The organism is Pseudomonas anguilliseptica (assembly GCF_900105355.1).
Lineage (GTDB): Bacteria > Pseudomonadota > Gammaproteobacteria > Pseudomonadales > Pseudomonadaceae > Aquipseudomonas > Aquipseudomonas anguilliseptica.
Genome location: NZ_FNSC01000001.1, coordinates 522,957 through 543,386 on the forward strand (window position 1 = coordinate 522,957; position 20,430 = coordinate 543,386).

Here is a 20,430-nt window from a genome sequence, read left to right on the forward strand (position 1 = left end):
ACAAAGCCCCATAGCGCAAACTCCTAGCACGCCACGGCGCACTGAACTTCTAACGCCACGCACATTACGCCGCGCGCTCACGGTAACCCCGCGCGAGACTTCGCAGAAAAAATAGACGACTGGTCTATTAAGGATAGATACATGTTTAACTTCGATTTTTACAACCCGACCCGTATTGTCTTTGGCCGCGACACCATCGGCCGTCTGGATGATTTAGTGCCGGCTGACGCGCGTGTGTTGCTGCTTTACGGCGGCCAGAGTGCCGAGAAAACCGGCACCCTGGCGCAAGTGCGCGAAGCGCTTGGTGCCCGGCACGTGCAGGCGTTCGGCGGTATCGAGCCGAACCCCAGCTATGAAACATTGATGCAGGCCGTAGCGTTGGTCAGTGAGCAGCGCGTGGACTTCCTGCTCGCGGTGGGCGGCGGCTCGGTGATTGATGGCACCAAGTTCGTGGCTGCTGCGGTTGGCTATGCCGGCGATGCCTGGGACATCCTCGAAACCCGCGGCGCCAAGATCCGCCACGCCCTGCCGTTCGGTAGCGTACTGACGCTGCCTGCCACCGGCTCGGAAATGAACCACAGCGGCGTGGTCACGCGCCGGGCAACGCAAGCAAAACTGCCGTTTCGCAGTGCTCATGTGTTCCCGCAATTTTCAATTCTCGACCCGACCAAGACCCAGACCCTCCCCGTTCGCCAGCTGGCAAACGGCGTGGTCGATGCGTTCGTGCATGTCATGGAGCAGTACCTGACCTACCCGATCGATGCCCGCGTGCAGGACCGCTTCGCCGAAGGGCTGCTGCAAACCCTGATCGAAATCGGCCCGCTGATGCTGGAGGAATCCGCCGACTACAGCACCCGCGCCAACCTTATGTGGACGGCCACTTTGGCGCTCAATGGGCTGATCGGCGCGGGCGTACCGCAGGACTGGTCCACTCACATGATCGGCCATGAGCTAACCGCGCTGCACGGCATCGATCACGCACGCTGGCCATCGTGCTGCCCGCGAACCTGGAAGTTCGTCGTGAAGCCAAGCGCGCCAAGTTGCTGCAATACGCCGAGCGGGTTTGGCAGATCCGCCAGGGCGACGAAGAACAGCGGATTGACGCCGCCACCCAACAGACCCGGACGTTCTTCGAGAGCCTCGGCCTACCGACGCGCTTATCGGCCTACCAGCTTGGTGCTGACGCCATCGCTGCGCTGATCAACCAGCTCGCCGCTCACCGCCTAACCGCACTCGGCGAACACAGCGACGTCAACTTAGACGTCAGCCGCCGGGTGCTTGAGGCGAGCCTCTAAGCCGCGCCGCTAGCGCTACACACCCACGCTAGCGGCACATGAACAAACAGCCACCAGCACTTTTAACCGCAAGGTAAACCACATGAAAATCCTCCTCGTTCTGACTTCCCACGAGCAACTTGGCGACACGGGTGAGAAGACCGGTTTCTGGCTCGAAGAGCTCGCCGCGCCTTACTACGCCTTTCTCGACGCCGGCGCGCAACTGACCCTGGCATCGCCCAACGGCGGCCAGCCACCGCTTGACCCAAAGAGCAACGAGCCTGACTTCCAGACCGACGCCACCCGCCGTTTCGAGGCCGATTCAGTTGCCACGCACGCGCTGGCCAATACGCTAAAGCTGAGCGACATAAATAGCGCCGAGTTTGATGCCGTGTTCTACCCCGGCGGCCATGGCCCGCTGTGGGACCTGGCCGAAGATGCCGCATCCATCGCCTTGCTCGAGCACGCCATCGCCGCTGGCAAGCCGGTCGCGGCGGTGTGCCATGCGCCTGCGGTGCTGCGCCACGTCAAGGGCAGCGATGGCCAGCCATTGGTCGCTGGCAAAGCGGTCACCGGCTTCAGCAACAGCGAGGAAGAGGCTGTGGGCCTGACTCAGGTGGTGCCGTTCCTGGTCGAGGACATGCTCATGGCCCAGGGCGGCCACTACAGCAGGACCGCCGACTGGCAGGTGCATGTCGTCACCGACGGGTTGCTGATCACGGGCCAGAACCCGGCCTCCTCCGAAGCTACCGCCCACGCGCTGCTAAAACTGCTGGCCTAAGGCCGGCGTCACGCCTCTGCCGACGTCGGCAGAGGTGCACTTTTTGCCCGTGGCCGCTAGGTGGCCGTGGGTATCACCAGGAGAGCAAAAATGGATACAAGTCGTTTTTTTCAGTCGGTACAACTCGGCCCTTACGTGCTCAACAACCGCATCGTCCTGCCGCCCCTGACGCGCTCGCGCAGCACCCAGCCGGGAAACATCGCCAACCCGCTGATGGCCACCTATTACCGGCAACGTGCCGGCGCAGGCTTTATGGTCACCGAAGGCACGCAGATCGAACCCCGCGGCCAGGGCTATGCCTGGACGCCGGGCATTCACAGCCAGGCGCAAATCGACGGTTGGCGCAACGTCACCGATGCCGTGCATGCCGCCGGCAGCATCATTTTCGCCCAGCTCTGGCACGTCGGTCGGGTTTCGCACACCTCGCTACAGCCCGATGGCGCAGAGCCGGTAGCGCCTTCGGCTATTGCCGCAACCAACGTAAAGGTGTTCATCGAAACAGGCCCAGGTACCGGCGCCTTGGCCGAACCTTCAGCGCCCCGTGCCCTGAGCAATGTCGAAGTCAAAGAACTGGTGCAGCTGTACGCGCAGGCCGCGCGTAACGCACTGAGTGCGGGCTTTGATGGCGTGGAAATCCACTGCGCCAACGGCTATTTGGTCAATCAGTTCATCTCTGCGCATAGCAACCAGCGCGACGATGAATATGGCGGTTCGCTGCACAACCGTTTGCGCTTCCTGCGCGAGATTGTCCAGGCCGTAGCCGAGGTTGTCGGTGCCGACCGTTTGGGCGTGCGCTTCGCGCCGTTGTTTGAAAGCACGGCCGAGGACCGGGTCTATTTGGGCCTGGTTGAAGAGGATCCGCACAGCACCTACATCGAGGCCATCAAGGTGCTCGAAGAAGCGGGTATCGCCTACCTGTCGATCGCCGAGGCCGACTGGGACAACGCCCCGGACCTTCCCGAAGACTTCCGCCGCGAGGTTCGCCAGGCCTTTAGCGGCCGCATCATCTACGCCGGCCGCTACACCGCACAACGCGGGGCGCAAACCCTGGAGGCAGGCTTGGGTGACATGATCGCTTTTGGCCGTCCGTTCATTGCCAACCCGGATTTGCCGCAACGCATTGCCAATGGTTGGCCGCTCAACCCGGTCGACCCAAGCAGCATGTACGGCGGCACGGAGAAGGGTTATAGCGACTACCCCACCTACACCGAATAAACCCGCCACAGCGGCCGTCACGGTTTAACCCTGACGGCCGTCTTCTGATGACGCCGTCATGCAGCATCTGGATAATTGCACCCTTCTCGCGGCGATACGCCTGATCGTTACCCAAGCCCCCGCCTACACGTCCACACTCAAGCGCTGCGCAGAGCAATAACCCGGCAGAGCATTAAGGACTTCTCAACATGACAGAACTGCAGAGCAACCCGGACTGTATTGGCCTGGTACTGGCCGCCGGCTACGGGCAACGCTTCGGCAGCGACAAACGCCGCGCCCAGCTGGCAGACGGCAACAGCTTGCTGCGCGCGACAGTGCTGCGTGCGCAAGAAGCCTTCAGCGATGTTCGCGTCGTGCTAAAAGCCGAGGACGATGCCCAGGCCCTGGCTATTCCACCCGGCGTTCAGCTGGTACGTGCGGCCCACGCCAAACAGGGCATGGGCTCAAGCCTGGCTGCCGGCATCCAGAGCCTGGCACACTCGCAGGCCACTGCGGTGGCGGTGCTGCTTGGAGATATGCCGTGGATTTCTGTCGCCACCCTGCGGCAACTGCGAGCGCAGGCCCACGCTGACCATATCGTCGTGGCTTACTGCGAGGGCCAGCGCGGCCACCAGGTGCTGTTCGGCCGGTGCTTCTGGCCGGAGCTGATGCAACTGCAGGGCGAGAATGGGGCCAAGGGCTTGATCGCCAGCCATGCGCAACAGGTGATTGCCGTGACGCTCGATGACCACGGCATTCTGCGGGACGTCGACAGGCCGGCCGACCTCAGCCACCCACCGACTTCATAATCAGGGCGCTGCCGGTAAACGTAGCGTCCTGCTTGTCCGCAAGCGCACGGCCGAGCAACCCGGTCAGCTGCGGCTGCACCTGCTCAGTCGGCAGATCCAACAGCGCGCCCATAAAGTGCCCGCGATTGGATGACAGGCATCCATATAACCAGCCCGTAGACGACAGGCGCAGACGGCTGCAACTCCGGCAAAAGGGCGCGCTTTCGTTGGCAATGATGCCGAACGCCCCGCGCTCGCCAACGCTATAACGCAGCGCGGTGGAGTCTACCGGCGCCTCAGCCTGGGTGAAGGCATAGCGCTGGCCGATAAGCTCCAGCAGCTCGCGCTGGCCGACGAACTGGGTACGAAAAGCCTCTGCATTCTGGGCCAGATGGCCCATGCGCATAAGTTCGATAAAGCGCAATTCGTAGCCCTGCTGAAGGCAGAACGCCAACATGGGCAAAACTTGATCGAGGTTGCTACCACGCATCGGCACCATGTTGATCTTGATGCTCATGCCGGCTCGGCGCGCCTGCTCGATGGCGCTGAGCACCGTCTGCAGGTCGCCGCCCTTGGCGATCGTGCGGAAGGCACTCGGGTCGAGCGTATCAAGGGACACATTGAGCCGCTGGATGCCGGCGCTGCGCAATAACGGCAGTTTGCCGGCCAGCAACTGGCCATTGGTGGTCAGGCTAATGTCCTGCAACGCCAGCTTACCTATGCCCTGCAGAAAGGGCTCCAGCCGGTCACTCAGCAGCGGCTCGCCGCCGGTAATGCGCAGTTCCTCAACCCCGGCAACATCCCTGAGCAACTCGACGGCACGCAGCATCGACGCGGACGTCAGCTCATCGCGTGCGGCCACCAAGCGACGGCCATCGGCCACACAGTAGGTGCAGGCGTAATTGCAGGCCGCGGTGAGGCTCAGGCGCAGTTTGCGAAAACGTCGACCATGTCGATCGACGATCACCCGACAACGCCCGCGTGGGCATCAGTGGTGGCTTCGATGTCCTCCGCCAGCGCTTCAAGCACATAAACCTGACGATCGCTCAGCAGCTCGCCAAGGGCATTGGCCATGGCCGTGTAATGCGGCATCTGCCGATGAAGCGCTATCGCCTCGTGGCTGGCCCAGCGCTCGACGAAGACAAACCGCCCAGCCTGCTCAATACAGCGATTCAGGACGTAAGCCAGGCAACCGTCTTCGCCGCGCGAGGGCTGCACGCAAGCTCGCAGAATCTGCTCGACCTGCTGCTCTTTGCCGGCTTTGGCGGTCAGTACCGCGACAACGCGTATGGCTTGATTCATGCGGATGGGTTCCTCGGTTGATCAGTCGTCAGCGCTGCACGGCGAACTGCCGAAAAGCTTCTGTAGTAACAGCGGTTGCGGCCTGGCCAGCGATCAGCACAGGGTCGCTGTCATGGATGCTCGCGGCGCGCAAACGCAGGCTGCCGCCATGGCGGCCGTTGAGCACTGCCTGAATTTCCGCCAGCACCGCCATGGCCACGCTTTCCGGGGTGTCGCCGCCCAGGTCCAGGCCGATCGGATAATGCAAACATGCCAGCCCCGGCAGCTCGTCCTGCGGTTTAGCCAATTGTTCGTGGATGCCGGCCAACAAGCGCTCGGTACGCTCACGCGGGCCTAGCTGGCCGACATAGCAGGGTTCACTGTGCAACACGCCCTGTAGCCAATGCGCGTCTTGCACCAGGCTGTGGGTCATCACCGCTACCGCAGCCCCGCGCACCAGCTCGTGGTAAGCGAAAGGCTGCTCGACGTCGCCGACCAGTATCTGGTCAGCCTCGGCAAAGCGCTCGGCTCGGGCAAAGTGCGCCCGGCCGTCGATCACCGTCACATGCCAACCCAACAGCTTGGCCATGCGCACCAGCGGCTGGGCATCATGGCCCGCGCCGAAGATCACCAGACGCCGCACCGGCGGCAGGTACTCCAGAAGCACTTCCACTTCGCCGAGACCATTCGGGTAGAGACCACGGGATGACTTGCCGCGCAGCAAGGTCTTCTGCAGGTCGGCGCTGATTTGCTCAACCAGCACCGAGCGCAGCAACTCGCCCGCGGCCTCCTGCCCAGGCATCAAGCACAAACGCTCGCCTAAGCGTGGCGCAGCCGCGCCCGAGCTGGCGATTACCGTGGCGATGGCCGCAGGCTGCTGGCGGTCGCGCACGCTGAGCAAAGCATCGACCAAGGCGCAAGGGCCGGCCGGCAGGCGCTCGAACAGCACGTGAACCTTGCCGTTACAGCCCAGGCCGAAGCTCAGCGCTTCCTCGCTGGCGTCATCCGCCTCTGCGGTGCTGTAGCTGCGCAGCGCCGGCCCGGCTTCGGTCAGCCACCAGGCCTTTTTCGCCACTTCCGCCTCCAGGCAGCCACCACTGATGGTGCCCTCGGGCCGGCCGAAGCGCGACACCAGCATGCGCGCACCGGGCCGCCGATACGCAGAGCCCTCGACCTTGACCACAGTCGCAAGCACCGCTTCGCGGCCAGCCTCGCGCTCGGCCAGGAGCGCATCCAGCAATGTGTTCAGGCCCGACATGCGGCACCTCCGCTCAATGCAGGGACTCGGTCCGGCGCTTAGCCACAGCTGGCACCGATACCTGCGCACCACTGTCGCCAAAGCGCTGCAACATAAAGCTGCTCAGCGCGGCCAGCTCTTGGTCGTTGTAAATGGTACCGAACGACGGCATAAGCCGATCCACAGGGGCGTCGGCAGCACCGTGCCCACTCAACAAGATGCCGAGCAAGTTGCTGGCGGCCGGGTCGTTGACCGTCTTCAAGCCCAGCAGCATGGCCGTCTGGCTCTGGTTGCCCGTGCCGTCCCAGCGGTGGCAACTGGCGCAGGCTTCGGCGAACAGCTTGTTGCCGAGTGCATTGCCGCTGCCCGGCTCAGCAAGCGTGACCTGCTGCGGGCGAGGCACGCCTTCACTGCGCGGCGGCGAGTCCTTGAGGAACACCGCAATCGCCTGACGGTCAGCGTCGGTCAGGTGGCGCAAGCTGTTTTCCACCACCTCTGCCATGGGCCCCGAAGACAAACCCAGGCCTGGCGCTGCGCCATCCTTCAAATAGCCGGCAAGCACGTCCGTGGGCCAGGCACCAATGCCGTGCACGGGGTCGGCACTGATGTTGTAGGCGTTCCAACCCTGAAGCAGGTTACCGGCCAGCGAGCGGTCGCTGCTGACTGCCTGAAACAGGTTGCGCGGTGAGTGGCATTCGCCGCAGTGACCCGGCCCTTCGACGAGGTATTTGCCGCGATTCCACTCCGCAGAGCGCTGGCTGTCCGCCTGAAATGGCTCATCGTTAAGGAACAGCAGATTCCAGAGAACCATGCCCCAGCGCTGATTAAACGGGAAGCCGATTTGGTTTTCGCGCGGTGCTTGCTCGACTGGCTCCAGGCTGTCGAGGTAACCCTTGATCGCTAGGGAAACCCTGAAGAAGACTTCCTGAATTTGGCAAAATACCTGAACTCCACCCGCCGAGTTTTCCGATGAAGCAGATGACCTTCGCCGACGCCGAGTACGCCGGCAAGCGCAAGCAAACCCGCAAAGAGCTGTTCCTGATCGAGATGGATCAGGTTGTGCCGTGGAAGGGTTTGATTGCCTTGATCGAACCGCATTACCCCAAGGGTGAAGGCGGACGTCCAGCCTATCCGCTGATGGCGATGTTACGGGTTCATTTGATGCAGAACTGGTTCGGCTACAGCGACCCGGCGATGGAGGAGGCTCTGTACGAGACCACCATCCTGCGCCAGTTTGCGGGTCTGAGCCTGGAGCGCATTCCCGACGAAACCACCATCCTCAACTTCCGCCGATTGCTGGAGAAACACGAACTGGCTGCGGGCATCTTGGCCGTCATCAATGGCTATTTGGGTGACCGCGGTTTGTCATTGCGCCAAGGCACCATCGTCGATGCCACGCTGATCAATGCGCCGAGTTCGACCAAGAACAAGGACGGTAAGCGTGACCCGGAAATGCACCAGACCAAGAAGGGAAACCAGTATTACTTCGGCATGAAGGCGCACATCGGCGTCGATGACGAGTCGGGTTTAGTGCATAGCGTGGTCGGCACGGCAGCCAATGTTGCAGACGTTACTCAGGTCGACAAGCTGCTACACGGCAAAGAAAACATGGTGGGTGCCGACGCGGGTTACACCGGCGTAGAGAAGCGGCCAGAACATGAAGGCCGTGAAGTGATCTGGCAGATCGCAGCCCGCCGCAGTACGTACAACACGTTGAGTAAGCGCAGCGCGCTGTACAAAGCCAAGCGCAAGATCGAGAAGGCCAAGGCGCAAGTTCGCGCCAAGGTCGAGCACCCGTTCCGGGTGATCAAGCGTCAGTTCGGTTATGTGAAGACGCGTTTCCGTGGCCTGGCCAAAAACACCGCACAACTGGTAACGCTGTTCGCCCTGTCGAACCTGTGGATGGCCCGTCGACATTTGCTGACGAATGCAGGAGAGGTGCGCCTGTAATGTGGGAAATGACCGCTGCGAGGTGCTCGCGGCGGCCAGAAACACCGAAATGAGCGGATGACTTGATCGTTTTTGATCAGTTTTCCGCTTTCAAAATCAGCGGAGGCTGAAGTTGACCGGAAATACAGGGCTACTTCAGACCATCCCTAGAATGTCATCGCGCGACATCTTGCTGTAGGAGGTATAGGGAAACGCCGGGTAGTAGTGCTTGCCATCACGGCCCACACCGGCCTGCAGCGCACTGACGAACTCGTCATCGGTCCACGCACCGATGCCGGTTTGCGTGTCAGGGGTAATGTTGGGCGAAAACAGCGAGCCGAACGGCAGCTTGAACTCAACACCACCGGCGAAGGGTTGACCGCCGGACACGGTATGGCAAGCCACGCAGTTGGCGGCGCGCGTGAGGTATTCGCCCTTAGCCAGCGAGTAGTCCTGAGCATAGGCCGCTTGCGCCAGCAGAGCAGCACTGGCGAGCAGCAGTAGGTTGCTTATTAATTTCATCAGGTGCTCCTTAAACCGGGTAGTAGCCGAAACGGCTCAGCGGCAAGCGACGAATGCGCTGGCCCGATGCGGCGAACAGGGCGTTGACCAGGGCCGGACCGATCAACGCAGTACCGGCCTCGCCAACGCCACCCGGCGCTTCCAGACTCGGCAGCAGGTGCACCTCCACCGCCGGCGCTTCGCTGATACGCAGCTGCCTATAGTTGTGGAAGTTGGTCTGCTGCACCTGGCCGTTTTCGATGAGGATTTCGTTGAACAGCGAGGCGGACAGGCCGAACAGCGTGCCGCCCTCGATCTGCGCCTTAACCGAGGTCGGGTTAGTCGCAAAGCCGCAATCCACCACACTGACCAGGCGCTTGATGCGTATGCCCAAGTCGCCCTGCATCTCCAGTTCAACCAGGGTCGCCACATAGCTGCCGAACACCGCACTGACCGCCACCCCACGGCCCTGCCCTGCGGGCAACGGCTTATTCCAGTCAGTCTTTTCGGCCAGCAAACGCAGCACCGCCTGGGCACGTGGCTGCTCCGCCATCAGCTCCATGCGGTAGGCAACCGGGTCGGCCTTGGCGTTGTGCGCCAGCTCATCAATAAAACACTCCAGGGCATAGGTGCCACGCAGCGGGCCCACGCCGCGCCACCAGGACACGGGCACAACGCTCGGCTCCCGGCGGATATAACGAACCTGCAAATGCGCCAGGCTGTAGATGGGCTCTACCGCCACTTCCACGGCATCGGCATCGGCATCCACGCCATTGGGTGGCAAGCTGCCGACATAACGGGCGAGAATCGAGGCGCCGGCGATGCGGTGCTCCCAACCCAGCGGCCGTCCCTGCTCGTCGAGGGCGGCCTGCATACGGTCGGCGTAAAGCGGCCGGTAAAGGTCGTGGGTCATGTCCTCCTCACGGCTCCAGATCAGCTTGATCGGGTAAGCAACCAGGCGTGCGATGGCCACCGCCTGGGTGATGAAATCAAACTCCAGACGCCGACCGAATGCGCCACCGACCAGCTGGTTGTGCACCTGGATTTTTTCCACGGGCAACCCGGTGACTTGGGCCGCCGTCTGCTGGGCGAACACCGGCACTTGGGTGCCGACCCACAGCTCGCAGGCATCTTTACGCACATGGGCCACGCAGCTCATGGGCTCAAGCGGTGAATGGGACAACAGCGCCTGCTCGTAAACCGCCTCGTACTGGCTGGCCGATTGCTGCTTGGCTTGTTCAATGTCGCCAGTGCGCTTAGCGACCACGCCATCACGGCTACTGGCCGCGAGCAGCTCCTGGTCCAACTGCGCTGAACCAATCGCGGCATGTGGGCCGAGGTCCCACTCGTTTTCAGCGCCCTGATGGCCTGCTGACAGGCCCAGAAGTTGCTCGCGGTGACGGCCACGGCATTGTCCAGGCGCACGATGTCGCGCACCCCAGGCCCCCGTCGCGCCGCAGTATCATCAACGTTGAGCAGCAGCCCGCCATACACCGGACAGGTGATACTGGAGGCCACCAGCATGCCGGGGATTTGCAGGTCGATGGTAAAGCGCGCCTTGCCGTTGACCTTCGCGGGCGTATCCAGGCGCTGCGCGGGGGTGCCCAGTAACTTGAACTGCTCGGGGGTTTTCAGTGGCACTGCGTCGGGCAATGGCAGCGTCGCAGCCGCCTCGACCAAGTCGCCATAGCCCGCCTGCAGGCCATTGGGGCCAAACACCTGGCCGTTCTGCGCATGGCACAGGCTCGGCGCGACGCGCCATTGCAGAGCAGCCGCCTGGATCAACAGGATCCGCGCCGTAGCGCCCGCCCGACGCAGCGGCTCCCAGGTAACACGAGTAGAAGTCGAACCACCGGTGGCCTGAAACTGCATCAGGCTGTCGGTATACAGCGCCGAGTTCGGTGGCGCTTCCTGGATCACCACCTGATCCAGGGGCACTTCCAGCTCCTCGGCGACCATCATGGCAATACCGGTTTGCGCACCCTGGCCCATTTCAATTTTCGGCGAGATCACCGTGACCACGCCATCGGGGCCCACCCGCACAAAGGCACCGTAACCCTCAGCTGAGCGATCACCAAGCCGACCTGTCGCCGCCGCCTCGGCGGCTGCGCTTTTAGACACCAACGGCGGTAGCCAGGTACTCAACACCAAGCCGCCGAGGGCGATACCGCTGCCCTGCAAGAGGCGGCGACGGGACATATCAACAGTCATTTCGTTAGTCTTTTTCATCTCACGCCTCCTCTACACGGCCAACACTGTGAATGGCCGTGCGAATCCGGGTGTAGGTGGCGCAGCGGCACAGATTGCCCGCCATGGCGGCATCAATCGCCTGGTCGTCAGGCTTCGGCTGGCTCTGCAGCAGCGCCGTGGCGGCCATGATCTGCCCTGATTGGCAGTAACCGCATTGCACCACCTCATGCGCCAGCCAGGCCTGCTGCACGGCTTGGCCCACGGCCGTCTCGCCGATGGCCTCAATGGTGGTGATCGAACGCCCCGCTACAGCGGAAATCGGCGTCACGCATGAACGTATCGGCTGGCCATCGAGGTGCACGGTGCACACGCCGCACTGGGCAATGCCACAGCCATATTTGGTTCCGGTCAGGCCCAGTACATCGCGCAGGACCCATAGCAGAGGCATATCGGGGGCAACGTCAACCTGCTGCGACTGTCCGTTGATGATTAACGTTTGCATGTTATTTCCTCTGCCTAAAGTGTTAATGCCGACAACCTTGGTTATCGCTTTGATCATGTGGGTGCGCTACGTGACGCAGACTAAAACAGCTTCATGCCCTCACGAATTAATCCGCCTTAAACGGGCAACCAGCCACCCGGCCAGTGGGAAGGAGATAAGCTGGGTGACAGGCACCAATACCAGCACTTCCACCAATACCATTAGCGGAAAACTCAAATCACGGGTCAGCGGGGCCAACACACTCAGCACCAATAAGAGTGTTGGGTATAACCCCAGACAGCCCACCACTACACGCCAGAACATGGCGTTTATTTGATGCGAGCGCTTGCTGGGTGTATGCATAAAAATCTCTGCAGGCATTGCCTGTAACTTAGCGGCCTGGATCTTTTAAATAAAAAAACCCTGCCAGCAAGGAGCTTGAGCTGGCAGAGCACGAACCATGGTCATTCCAACGCCAGACAATCAGTCGTGACCGACGCGAACCACCAACTTGCCAAAATTACGGCCCTCGAGAAGCCCGATAAAGGCCATAGGCGCCTCTTCCAAGCCGCTCACTAATTCCTCGCGATACTTGATCTGACCCTGTGCAAACCAGCTCGACATCTCGTTAAAGAATTCGTCGTAGCGGTGCGCGTGATCATCAAAAATAATAAAACCCTGCACATGAATGCGCTTACGCAGAATGGCGCCCATCAAAGACGGCAAGCGATCTGGCCCGCTGGGTAAGGCGGTGTCGTTGTAGTGCGCGACGATGCCGCAGACCGGCACCCGCGCCTTGGTATTGAGCAGCGGCAGCACCGCCTCGAAGACCTTGCCACCGACATTCTCGAAGTAGACATCGATACCCGCCGGGCAGGCCTTGGCCAGTTGCTCGGCGAAGTCCGGCGCACGGTGATCGAGGCAGGCATCAAAGCCCAGCACCTCGACGGCATACCGGCACTTTTCCGCGCCGCCGGCGACGCCGACCACATGGCAGCCCTTGATTTTGCCGATCTGCCCGACAGTCGCGCCGACCGGCCCGGTAGCAGCCGCCACCACCAGTGTTTCGCCCGCCTGCGGCCGGCCAATATCGAGCAAGCCCATATACGCGGTGAAGCCCGGCATACCAAAGATGCCCAAGGCATAAGAGGGCTGTGCCGGCGACTCGCCCAGCGCGGTCAGGTCACTGCCATCGGACAACGCATAGTCCTGCCAGCCAGCAAAGGACAGCACCCAGTCACCGACCTTGTAGGCCGGGTTTTTCGAAGCCTCCACACGGCATACAGTGCCACCCACCATCACCCCGCCGATTTCCACCGGCGGCGCATAGGACGGCGCATCACTCATGCGGCCGCGCATGTAAGGGTCGAGCGACAGGTAGACGGTACGCAGCAGCACCTGCCCTTCTGCAGGCTCAGGAATAGGGCTTTGCTCAATGCGGAAATTCGCCTCGACAGGCGCACCGTGCGGGCGCGAGGCCAGAACAACGCGTCGATTGATTTGCTTTGACTGGGGCATATGCAAACTCCTGGCTGATGTTGAAGAAATGGTTGTCTCGGAGCAGATGAATTAGACCAGTCGGCTATTAAGCCGATAAAAAAAGCCCACCAACTGTTGGGCAGTCTCGCCACTAGGTGTTGTCAGAGGCCAACATGGTCTGGGTCGTGTCCATGGCGTTTTCCAGCGACCGACTATTACGGTGCAGCTTGCTCAGCAGGCTGGCGCCGAGCCACAGCTGATAAAGGGCCGTCGCCGTGCGGTAAGCATCGCCTGGCGGCAGGGAACCGTCTTGCTGGCCCTGCGCAATGCAGTCAGCGATCCGCACAATGATTTGATCGGCGCCATCGCGCAGCGTGAGGCGCATGGACTCAGAGAGATCCGCCACCTCAGCGCTCAGCTTCACCACCAGGCACTTCTGCTCATCGCAGGGCTCGCAGTAGCTGTCCAGCCACTTCTGCCAATAGCCCATCAGCCGTTCGCGGGCCGTGTTGCCCGTGACGGCGAAGCGCTCGTCCATGTTCGCCAGATAAGTGCGAAAGTAATCCTCGAGCAAGGACTGGCCGTACTGCTCTTTGGATTTGAAGTAATGGTAGAACGAGCCTTTCGGCACGCTGGCGGCCTGCAAAATCTCGTTAAGGCCCACACCTGTGAAGCCCTTCACCACCATCATGCGGTGGCCGGTGTCGAGTAAATGCTGGCGCGTGTCATCGTAGTTTTGCTTCATCGGGGCAGGCTACCAATAAATTAGACCAGTCGTCTATTTTGAATATCAACGCTCTACTATACCAACACTCCACCTCGGCCACCCAGGCCAAACCGCAATGCAACCCGCCGACAGCAGAGGCTACTCCGCAAAAAAGCGCTACGCTTCGAGCATACCCTTTCAATAGTAGACCAGTTGACTACTGGGCGCGTAGCATCCATCTAGAACACGCCAATTACCAATCACACATCAGCGCGCCATATGCACGATGCGCCCCAAACGGAGCCACACCGATGATCAAACTTCACCACCTGAATGCCTCACGCTCAATTCGCATCCTCTGGCTACTGGAGGAAATCGGTGAGCCCTATGAGCTCATCAAGTACACGCGCGATGCAAAAACCCACTTGGCCCCCGCTTCACTAAAGGCCATCCATCCGCTCGGCAAATCGCCGGTGATTGAACTAGACGGGCAGGTTATTGCCGAGTCTGGCGCGATGGTGGAAGTGCTGATTAAGCGCCTGGCGCCTCACTTGGCACCTGCTGAAGGTTCAGCTGCATACATTGATTACCTGACGTGGATTCACTTTGCAGAAAGCTCTGCCATGCTGCCTTTTCTACTGAAAATATTTAATCAGTATGAAACCCAGTCAGGCACCGACCTGAAGTTTCTAAACGCCTACGCGGAGACTGAATTCAACAAGGTGTTTGCCCATATCAACAACCACCTTGAAGGTCGGAACTTTCTGGTAGAAGAGCGCCTGACCGGCGCGGACTTTATGCTGGGCTTCGTCGTGCAGGAGGCACTGAATAACCTAAAAGGCGCACAGGCCTTCCCGCACATCGAACGCTATATCCGTAACCTGGAAAGCATCAGCAGCTACCAGCGCGCCCTGGCAAAAGAGCAAAACTGAAGCACCCCAAGTAAGGACGGCCTCGGCCGGCGCTGGCGTTAGGCGTTCACTTCTGCGTGTTAGTACCTGAGCCGAGCGCCTAGGCTCAGGTACTAACACGGCTTAGGCCTTTGCTTGACGCGCCTTCAGGTAGGCGATGACCGCAGCCTGGTCGCCGGCGAACTCAATACGCGCGGCCTTGCTGTCGCGCTGATAGGCGTACATCGGGTCGTAATACTCGCACAGCAGCCCGGCGATCCAGTCGCGATGCAGCTCAACCGCGCCACTGCGCTGTTCGTTCAGCGCCACTTGCATGATGGCCAGCAAGCGCTGGTAGCGTTCACCGCCCAGGCGCTTCTGGATATTGCTCAGACTTTGCAGCAGACGTTCGGCGTAGAGCCGAAAGCCCTCTTCCTCACCGTGCAAGGCAGTAAATTCGGCGCACAGATTGACCACGTAATCGCGCAGAATGCGCTCGACACGATCCTCGAAGGCATCCTCCAACCACACCAGCGGGTACTGCTGCATGCCCTGGTACAGCGCCAGCGGCACGGTGCAGCTGCCGACCATGCGCCCTTCGTCTTCCAGCACAAACTGCTCGGTGCCACGGGCGCGCTGCTTGAGCAGATCAATGGCCAAACGGTTTTCGAAGTCGATCTGCGCCGGCTGGCCGCTGGCGCGTTTGCCGAAGCTGGAGCCACGGTGGTTGGCGTGGCCTTCCAGATCCAAGCTGTTATCCAGCTGCACCAGCACGTCGGTCTTGCCGGTGCCGGTCAGGCCGCCGAGGATAACGAAATCGCACTCGGCCACGGCTTGCTGGGTGGTTTCCAGCAAAAAGGTGCGCATCGCCTTGTAGCCACCGATTACCCGAGGATAGTCGATACCGGCTTCGGCCAGCCATTGCTGAGTGATCTGCGAACGCAGACCGCCGCGAAAGCAGTACAGATAGCCGTGCGGATTGGCCTTGGCGAACGCCGCCCAGGCCGCGACCCGCTCGGCCTTGACCTGTCCGCTGACCAGTTGGTGGCCGAGCGCGATGGCGGCGTCCTGGCCATGCTGCTTGTAGCAGGTGCCGACACGCTGGCGCTCGCTGTCATCCATCAGCGGCAGGTTGAGCACTCCGGGGAAGGCGCCCTTGCTGAACTCGACGGGCGCGCGGGCGTCCATCATCGGCAGATCATTGAGGAAGATGTCGCGGTAGTCGGCGGTGTTGTCGCGCATCAGAGCACCTCTACCGCGTAGCGCTGTCGCGGGGCCAAACGGCCGATGGGTGCCAGGTTCAGGCCCAGCTCGGCGGCCACGGCGAGAAATTCTGCTTCGCCCTCAGGGGTGACCGCAACCAGCAGGCCGCCGCTGGTCTGCGGATCGCACAGCAGGTCACGCTGTGCGTCGCTGATGGGCGCAATCTTCTCGCCGTAGCTGTCGAAGTTGCGTAGGGTGCCGCCCGGCACGCAGCCCTCGGCCAGGTAGTAGTCGACCCCCGGCAGGCGCGGCACGGCGGCGTAGTCGAGCTGGGCAGTGAGATTGGCACCATCGGCCATCTCCACCAAATGACCGAGTAGGCCGAAGCCGGTGACGTCGGTCATCGCCGTAACCCCGGCCAACTTGCCGAAGCGCGAACCGGGTTTGTTCAGGGTGCACATCCAGTCGCGCGCCAGGCCGACATCCTCGGGACGCAGCTTGGCCTTCTTCTCGGCGGTGGTGAGGATGCCGATGCCCAACGGCTTGCTCAGGTACAACTTGCAGCCGGCTGTGGCGCTGTCGTTGCGCTTCATGTGCTGCTTGTTGACCACGCCGGTGACGGCCAGGCCGAAGATCGGCTCCGGGGCGTCGATGGAATGCCCGCCGGCCAGCGGGATGCCGGCCTCGTCGCACACAGCGCGGCCGCCACGAATCACTTCACGAGCCACTTCCGGCGGCAGCAGGTTGACCGGCCAGCCGAGGATGGCGATGGCCATCAGCGGATCGCCGCCCATGGCGTAGATATCGCTGATCGCGTTGGTGGCAGCGATGCGACCGAAGTCATAGGGATCATCGACAATCGGCATAAAGAAGTCGGTGGTCGACACCACCCCGCGCTCGTCGTCCAGGGCATACACCGCCGCATCATCACGCGAGGCATTGCCCACCCACAGCTTGGGGTCAAGGTTCTGTGCGCCGCTGCCGGCGAGAATCACCTCCAGCACCTTGGGCGAAATCTTGCAGCCGCAGCCGGCACCGTGGCTGTACTGGGTCAAACGGATCGGCTCGCTCATCGGTCAGGCTCTCGGCAAATCGGAAACAGGCGCGGATTCTAGCAAAGCTGGCCTTTAACACGGCGCCCCATATAATCGCGCCACGTCGACTACCCTGACTACGCGCAGCCCACTTGTTCTCGTGGCCTGTCATTTCGAACCTTTTCCGCTATTGAACCGGAGAATTTTCATGCTCAAACGTACCCTGGCGCTCGCCGCCGGCTTTGCCCTTTCCCTGTCTGCCAGCCTGACCCATGCCACCGAAGTGCTCCGCGTCAGTGCCATTCCGGACGAAGCACCGACCGAACTGCTGCGCAAATTCAAACCGTTGGGCGCCTACCTGGAACAGCAACTGGGCATGAAGGTCGAGTTCACCCCGGTCGCCGACTACCCCGCCGTGGTCGAAGCACTGGCCACCGACCGCCTGGACCTGGCCTGGCTCGGCGGTTTCACCTTCGTGCAAGTGCGCCTGAAGACCGGCAACGCCATGCCCCTGGTACAGCGCGAGCAGGATGCCCAGTTCACCAGCAAGTTCATCACCGCCAACCCGGATGTGACCTCCCTGGCCGACCTCAAGGGCAAGACCTTTGCCTTCGGCTCGGTATCGTCCACCTCCGGCAGCCTGATGCCGCGCTATTTCATGCTGCAGGACGGTATCAAGCCGGAAAGCCACTTCAGCCGTGTTGGCTACTCTGGCGCGCATGACGCTACTGCTGCCTGGGTGCAGGCCGGCAAGGTCGATGGTGGCGTGCTCAACGCCAGTGTGTGGGACAAGCTGGTTGCCAGCGGCAAGGTCGATAGCAACAAGGTCAAGGTGTTCGCCACAACCCCGACTTACTACGACTACAACTGGACCGTGCGTGGCAGCCTCGACCCGGCCCTGGCCGAGAAGATCAAAGCCGCTTTCCTCGCCCTCGACCCGGCCGTTCCTGCGCACAAGGCGATTCTCGATCTGCAGGCCGCCAGCCGCTTTATCGAAACCTCGCCTGAGAACTACAAGGGCATCGAGGACGCTGCGCGCGCCGCTGACCTGCTGAAATGACCCTGCGCCTGTCCGGCGCCAGCCTCAGCCACGGCAACGGAGTCCACGCCCTGAGCGGCGTGGATTTGCAAATCGCCGCAGGTGAGCGCGTCGCCATCATCGGCCCGTCCGGGGCCGGCAAGTCGAGCCTGCTCAACCTGCTGGCCACTGCGCTGCAACCCAGTGGAGGCGAACTGCAGGTGCTCGGCGAGCAGCCGTGGCAACTGTCCAGCCGCCAGCGTCAGCGCTTGCGTGCGCGCATCGGCCTGGTACACCAAGCGCCGCCACTGCCGGCACGCCAACGGGTGATCACTGCAGTGCTGGCTGGCAAGCTTGGCCAATGGAGCCTGGGCAAGAGCCTGCTGAATCTGCTGCACCCGCTGGATATCCCCGGTGCACGCCGTGAGCTGGCCAAGCTGGACCTGGCCGACAAGCTGTTTGCCCAGTGCCAGCAGCTTTCCGGAGGTCAGCTGCAGCGCGTCGGCATCGCCCGCGTGCTGTACCAGGCGCCAGAACTGCTGCTGGCCGACGAGCCGGTGTCAGCCATGGACCCGGTGCTGGCCGAACACACCCTCAACGTATTGTGTCGGCATGCCGAGCAGCATGGCGTGACCCTGGTCGCCAGCCTGCATGCGGTGGAACTGGCCCTGGCGCACTTCCCGCGCATCATCGGCCTGCGCGACGGGCGGATTCTCTTCGACCGCCCTGCCGACGAGGTCGATCAGGCGCAGCTCGACGCCCTGTATGCCAATGAGCAACTGCTCTCGCCGCCCGTGCCCAGCGTGACCCTGAGCCTGCAGATTCCGCGATGCTAAACCGCGACACCCGCGACCCGGCCGCCCTACCCCGCCTGCTGCTCACCCTGCTGGCGCTGGCGCTGCTGTGGCCGGGTATCCAGCTCAGCGAGCTGAATCTGGGCGTGCTGTTGCAAGCTGACAGCCAGAGCGAGATGGGCCGCTTCGTCGCCGCCTTCTGGCCGCCAACCCATGGCACGGACTTTCTGCAGTTACTGCTCGACGCCACCCTGCAGACCCTAGCCATCGCCACCGCCGGCATGGCCCTGGCGCTGCTACTGGCTATACCAGCCAGTCTGCTGGCCAGCCGCGCTCTTTCGCTGTCCGCCGCGTCCTGTGGTGGTCGGCCGAAGCCACTGGCGCAACTGCTGCGTTGGCCGGTGCGCGGCCTGCTGATCTTCCTGCGCAGCGTGCCGGAAATCGTCTGGGCGCTGCTGTTCGTCCGCGCCGTCGGCCTCGGCCCCACCGCCGGAGTACTGGCGATCGCCATTACCTACAGCGGCATGCTCGGCAAGGTCTATGCGGAAATCTTCGAGTCGGTCGACCAGCGCCCGGCCCACGCCCTGCTCCAGGCCGGCAGCAGCCGGCTGGCGGCGTTCGCCTACGGCATCCTGCCAAATGCCGCGGCCGAGCTGACCTCCTACACGGTGTACCGCTGGGAATGCGCGATCCGCGCCTCGGTGGTGATGGGCTTCGTCGGCGCCGGCGGCCTGGGCCAGCAGATCGACCTGTCGCTGCGCATGTTCGCCGGCGGTGAGGTGGCCAGCATGCTGCTGACCTTCCTCCTCCTGGTGCTGCTGGCCGACCAGCTCAGCCGCCTGCTGCGCGGGAGGCTGGCATGAGCCGGCTGATCAACCTGGTGCTGCTGCTCGGCATCGGTGCGGCGGTGGTCGCCTCGTTCGTCTACCTGGGCATCGACCTGGGCGCCCTGACCGGCGGCGACAGCCTGGGCCAGATGGCCGGCTACGTGCGGCGTTTTCTCAGCCCCGACCTGAGCGCCGAGCACCTGGCGGCCATCTGCCGTGGCGCTCTGGAAACCCTGGCCATGTCAGCCATCGGCACCTTGCTGGCGGCAGTGTTCGGCCTGTTGCTGGCCTTGCCCGCCGCCGGACGTTTCGGCTGGCCGCTGCAGAGCGCCGCGCGCTTGCTGCTGAATGCCCTGCGGGCGACTCCCGAACTGGTCTGGGCCGCGCTGATGGTGCTGGCCGCAGGGCTGGGGCCGAATGCCGGCACCCTGGCCCTGGCCCTGCATACCGCCGGGGTACTCGGCCGGCTGTTTGCCGAAGCGCTGGAAAACACCCCCACAGCACCCGCCGAAGCCATTCGCCTGCAGGGCGGCAGTCAGGTCGCGGCGTTCTGCTACGGCACCCTGCCCAACCTGTGGCCGCAACTGTTGGCCTACTGCCTGTACCGCTGGGAAAACAATATTCGCATGGCCAGCGTGCTCGGTTTCGTCGGCGCCGGCGGCCTGGGGCAGATGCTCTATGTCAGCCTCAGCCTGTTTCAGGAAGCCCAAGCCAGTACGGTGATAATCGCCATGTTGCTGCTGGTATTGGGTGTCGATGCGCTGAGCAGCTGGAGTCGACAGCGCTGGATTCGCGCCTGATTTCGAGTGGGGAGTATGGCGGG

The 20,430-nt window shown here is 62.4% G+C and carries 18 protein-coding genes and 3 pseudogenes; 10 read left to right on the forward strand and 11 right to left on the reverse strand.

Annotated features, from left to right (window positions below):
- Positions 1–141 precede the first annotated feature (141 nt).
- The 4 genes and pseudogenes from BLW24_RS02575 (at position 142) to BLW24_RS02590 (ending at position 4,058) form a co-directional block, all read left to right on the forward strand.
- Positions 142–1,295, forward strand: a pseudogene (locus tag BLW24_RS02575) (iron-containing alcohol dehydrogenase).
- 82 nt (positions 1,296–1,377) lie between these two features.
- Entirely contained in the window at positions 1,378–2,055 is a 678-nt protein-coding gene (locus BLW24_RS02580) for a type 1 glutamine amidotransferase domain-containing protein (protein ID WP_090376333.1), read from the forward strand.
- A gap of 90 nt (positions 2,056–2,145) precedes the next feature.
- The gene (locus BLW24_RS02585; protein WP_090376336.1) at positions 2,146–3,270 is read left to right on the forward strand and encodes an alkene reductase; all 1,125 of its coding nucleotides are present in this window, start codon (positions 2,146–2,148) and stop codon (positions 3,268–3,270) included.
- Between the two features lie 188 nt (positions 3,271–3,458).
- Positions 3,459–4,058, forward strand: coding sequence for a nucleotidyltransferase family protein (locus tag BLW24_RS02590; RefSeq protein ID WP_090376339.1), 600 nt, complete (start codon positions 3,459–3,461; stop codon positions 4,056–4,058).
- Here the strand turns inward: BLW24_RS02590 and BLW24_RS02595 are convergent.
- The 4 genes from BLW24_RS02595 to BLW24_RS02610 are packed head-to-tail and all read right to left on the reverse strand — an operon-like array spanning position 4,036 to position 7,366.
- Entirely contained in the window at positions 4,036–5,004 is a 969-nt protein-coding gene (locus tag BLW24_RS02595; protein ID WP_090376342.1) for a GTP 3',8-cyclase MoaA, read from the reverse strand. The genes BLW24_RS02590 and BLW24_RS02595 overlap by 23 nt on opposite strands.
- Positions 5,001–5,339 carry a putative quinol monooxygenase gene (locus BLW24_RS02600; RefSeq protein ID WP_090376345.1) on the reverse strand — a complete coding sequence of 113 codons (339 nt, stop codon included), beginning with the start codon at positions 5,337–5,339 and terminating at the stop codon, positions 5,001–5,003. Before BLW24_RS02600 ends, BLW24_RS02595 begins: the two co-directional genes overlap by 4 nt.
- A gap of 28 nt (positions 5,340–5,367) precedes the next feature.
- Positions 5,368–6,576 (reverse strand): XdhC family protein, encoded by a 1,209-nt coding sequence (locus tag BLW24_RS02605; RefSeq protein ID WP_090376347.1) that lies wholly within the window; start codon positions 6,574–6,576, stop codon positions 5,368–5,370.
- Between the two features lie 13 nt (positions 6,577–6,589).
- A complete protein-coding gene (locus tag BLW24_RS02610) occupies positions 6,590–7,366 on the reverse strand; it encodes a cytochrome c (protein ID WP_244161068.1) in 777 nt (258 codons plus the stop codon).
- Between the two features lie 158 nt (positions 7,367–7,524).
- Here BLW24_RS02610 and BLW24_RS02615 point away from each other — a divergent pair, with 158 nt between their 5' ends.
- Positions 7,525–8,505, forward strand: a complete 981-nt coding sequence (locus tag BLW24_RS02615) for an IS5 family transposase (RefSeq protein WP_090375775.1) — start codon at positions 7,525–7,527, stop codon at positions 8,503–8,505.
- Between the two features lie 141 nt (positions 8,506–8,646).
- Here BLW24_RS02615 and BLW24_RS02620 read toward each other — a convergent pair.
- The 5 genes and pseudogenes from BLW24_RS02620 to BLW24_RS02645 form a co-directional block, all read right to left on the reverse strand.
- Positions 8,647–9,006: pseudogene (locus BLW24_RS02620) on the reverse strand (c-type cytochrome); the annotation flags it as partial.
- Between the two features lie 10 nt (positions 9,007–9,016).
- Positions 9,017–11,214: pseudogene (locus BLW24_RS26940) on the reverse strand (xanthine dehydrogenase family protein molybdopterin-binding subunit).
- A gap of 1 nt (position 11,215) precedes the next feature.
- Positions 11,216–11,677, reverse strand: a complete 462-nt coding sequence (locus BLW24_RS02630) for a (2Fe-2S)-binding protein (RefSeq protein WP_090376350.1) — start codon at positions 11,675–11,677, stop codon at positions 11,216–11,218.
- Positions 11,678–12,139: 462 nt separating this feature from the next.
- On the reverse strand, positions 12,140–13,174 hold the full coding sequence (locus BLW24_RS02640; protein ID WP_090376356.1) for an NADP-dependent oxidoreductase: 1,035 nt from the start codon (positions 13,172–13,174) through the stop codon (positions 12,140–12,142).
- A 112-nt stretch (positions 13,175–13,286) separates the two neighbouring features.
- Positions 13,287–13,880 carry a TetR/AcrR family transcriptional regulator gene (locus BLW24_RS02645; RefSeq protein ID WP_090376359.1) on the reverse strand — a complete coding sequence of 198 codons (594 nt, stop codon included), beginning with the start codon at positions 13,878–13,880 and terminating at the stop codon, positions 13,287–13,289.
- Between the two features lie 272 nt (positions 13,881–14,152).
- On the opposite strand from BLW24_RS02645, the gene BLW24_RS02650 reads away from it, so the two are divergent.
- Positions 14,153–14,773 carry a glutathione S-transferase family protein gene (locus BLW24_RS02650; protein ID WP_090376362.1) on the forward strand — a complete coding sequence of 207 codons (621 nt, stop codon included), beginning with the start codon at positions 14,153–14,155 and terminating at the stop codon, positions 14,771–14,773.
- Positions 14,774–14,875: 102 nt separating this feature from the next.
- On the opposite strand, the gene mnmH is transcribed toward BLW24_RS02650, so the two are convergent.
- A complete protein-coding gene (gene mnmH / locus BLW24_RS02655; protein WP_090376364.1) occupies positions 14,876–15,973 on the reverse strand; it encodes a tRNA 2-selenouridine(34) synthase MnmH in 1,098 nt (365 codons plus the stop codon).
- On the reverse strand, positions 15,973–17,007 hold the full coding sequence (selD, locus tag BLW24_RS02660) for a selenide, water dikinase SelD (protein WP_090376366.1): 1,035 nt from the start codon (positions 17,005–17,007) through the stop codon (positions 15,973–15,975). Before selD ends, mnmH begins: the two co-directional genes overlap by 1 nt.
- Before the next feature lie 169 nt (positions 17,008–17,176).
- On the opposite strand from selD, the gene BLW24_RS02665 reads away from it, so the two are divergent.
- Genes BLW24_RS02665 through phnE form a run of 4 tightly spaced genes read left to right on the forward strand, consistent with a single transcriptional unit; the run spans position 17,177 to position 20,407 of the window.
- Entirely contained in the window at positions 17,177–18,028 is an 852-nt protein-coding gene (locus BLW24_RS02665; RefSeq protein ID WP_090376369.1) for a putative selenate ABC transporter substrate-binding protein, read from the forward strand.
- Positions 18,025–18,822, forward strand: a complete 798-nt coding sequence (locus tag BLW24_RS02670) for a phosphonate ABC transporter ATP-binding protein (protein WP_090376372.1) — start codon at positions 18,025–18,027, stop codon at positions 18,820–18,822. Before BLW24_RS02665 ends, BLW24_RS02670 begins: the two co-directional genes overlap by 4 nt.
- The gene (locus tag BLW24_RS02675; RefSeq protein ID WP_090376375.1) at positions 18,816–19,643 is read left to right on the forward strand and encodes a PhnE/PtxC family ABC transporter permease; all 828 of its coding nucleotides are present in this window, start codon (positions 18,816–18,818) and stop codon (positions 19,641–19,643) included. The genes BLW24_RS02670 and BLW24_RS02675 overlap by 7 nt, the downstream gene beginning before the upstream one ends.
- The gene (phnE, locus tag BLW24_RS02680; RefSeq protein WP_090376378.1) at positions 19,640–20,407 is read left to right on the forward strand and encodes a phosphonate ABC transporter, permease protein PhnE; all 768 of its coding nucleotides are present in this window, start codon (positions 19,640–19,642) and stop codon (positions 20,405–20,407) included. Before BLW24_RS02675 ends, phnE begins: the two co-directional genes overlap by 4 nt.
- The last annotated feature ends 23 nt before the right edge of the window (positions 20,408–20,430 follow it).

Bases quoted from the DNA above. Each gene is read 5' to 3' on its own strand.
- BLW24_RS02665 (WP_090376369.1), top strand. From the start codon at position 17,177: ATGCTCAAACGTACCCTGGCGCTCGCCGCCGGCTTTGCCCTTTCCCTG.
- BLW24_RS02670 (WP_090376372.1), top strand. From the start codon at position 18,025: ATGACCCTGCGCCTGTCCGGCGCCAGCCTCAGCCACGGCAACGGAGTC.
- BLW24_RS02650 (WP_090376362.1), top strand. From the start codon at position 14,153: ATGATCAAACTTCACCACCTGAATGCCTCACGCTCAATTCGCATCCTC.
- BLW24_RS02590 (WP_090376339.1), top strand. From the start codon at position 3,459: ATGACAGAACTGCAGAGCAACCCGGACTGTATTGGCCTGGTACTGGCC.
- BLW24_RS02585 (WP_090376336.1), top strand. From the start codon at position 2,146: ATGGATACAAGTCGTTTTTTTCAGTCGGTACAACTCGGCCCTTACGTG.
- BLW24_RS02600 (WP_090376345.1), bottom strand. From the start codon at position 5,339: ATGAATCAAGCCATACGCGTTGTCGCGGTACTGACCGCCAAAGCCGGC.
- BLW24_RS02580 (WP_090376333.1), top strand. From the start codon at position 1,378: ATGAAAATCCTCCTCGTTCTGACTTCCCACGAGCAACTTGGCGACACG.
- BLW24_RS02615 (WP_090375775.1), top strand. From the start codon at position 7,525: ATGAAGCAGATGACCTTCGCCGACGCCGAGTACGCCGGCAAGCGCAAG.
- BLW24_RS02610 (WP_244161068.1), bottom strand. From the start codon at position 7,366: ATGGTTCTCTGGAATCTGCTGTTCCTTAACGATGAGCCATTTCAGGCG.
- BLW24_RS02645 (WP_090376359.1), bottom strand. From the start codon at position 13,880: ATGAAGCAAAACTACGATGACACGCGCCAGCATTTACTCGACACCGGC.
- BLW24_RS02675 (WP_090376375.1), top strand. From the start codon at position 18,816: ATGCTAAACCGCGACACCCGCGACCCGGCCGCCCTACCCCGCCTGCTG.
- BLW24_RS02630 (WP_090376350.1), bottom strand. From the start codon at position 11,677: ATGCAAACGTTAATCATCAACGGACAGTCGCAGCAGGTTGACGTTGCC.
- BLW24_RS02640 (WP_090376356.1), bottom strand. From the start codon at position 13,174: ATGCCCCAGTCAAAGCAAATCAATCGACGCGTTGTTCTGGCCTCGCGC.
- phnE (WP_090376378.1), top strand. From the start codon at position 19,640: ATGAGCCGGCTGATCAACCTGGTGCTGCTGCTCGGCATCGGTGCGGCG.
- selD (WP_090376366.1), bottom strand. From the start codon at position 17,007: ATGAGCGAGCCGATCCGTTTGACCCAGTACAGCCACGGTGCCGGCTGC.
- mnmH (WP_090376364.1), bottom strand. From the start codon at position 15,973: ATGCGCGACAACACCGCCGACTACCGCGACATCTTCCTCAATGATCTG.
- BLW24_RS02605 (WP_090376347.1), bottom strand. From the start codon at position 6,576: ATGTCGGGCCTGAACACATTGCTGGATGCGCTCCTGGCCGAGCGCGAG.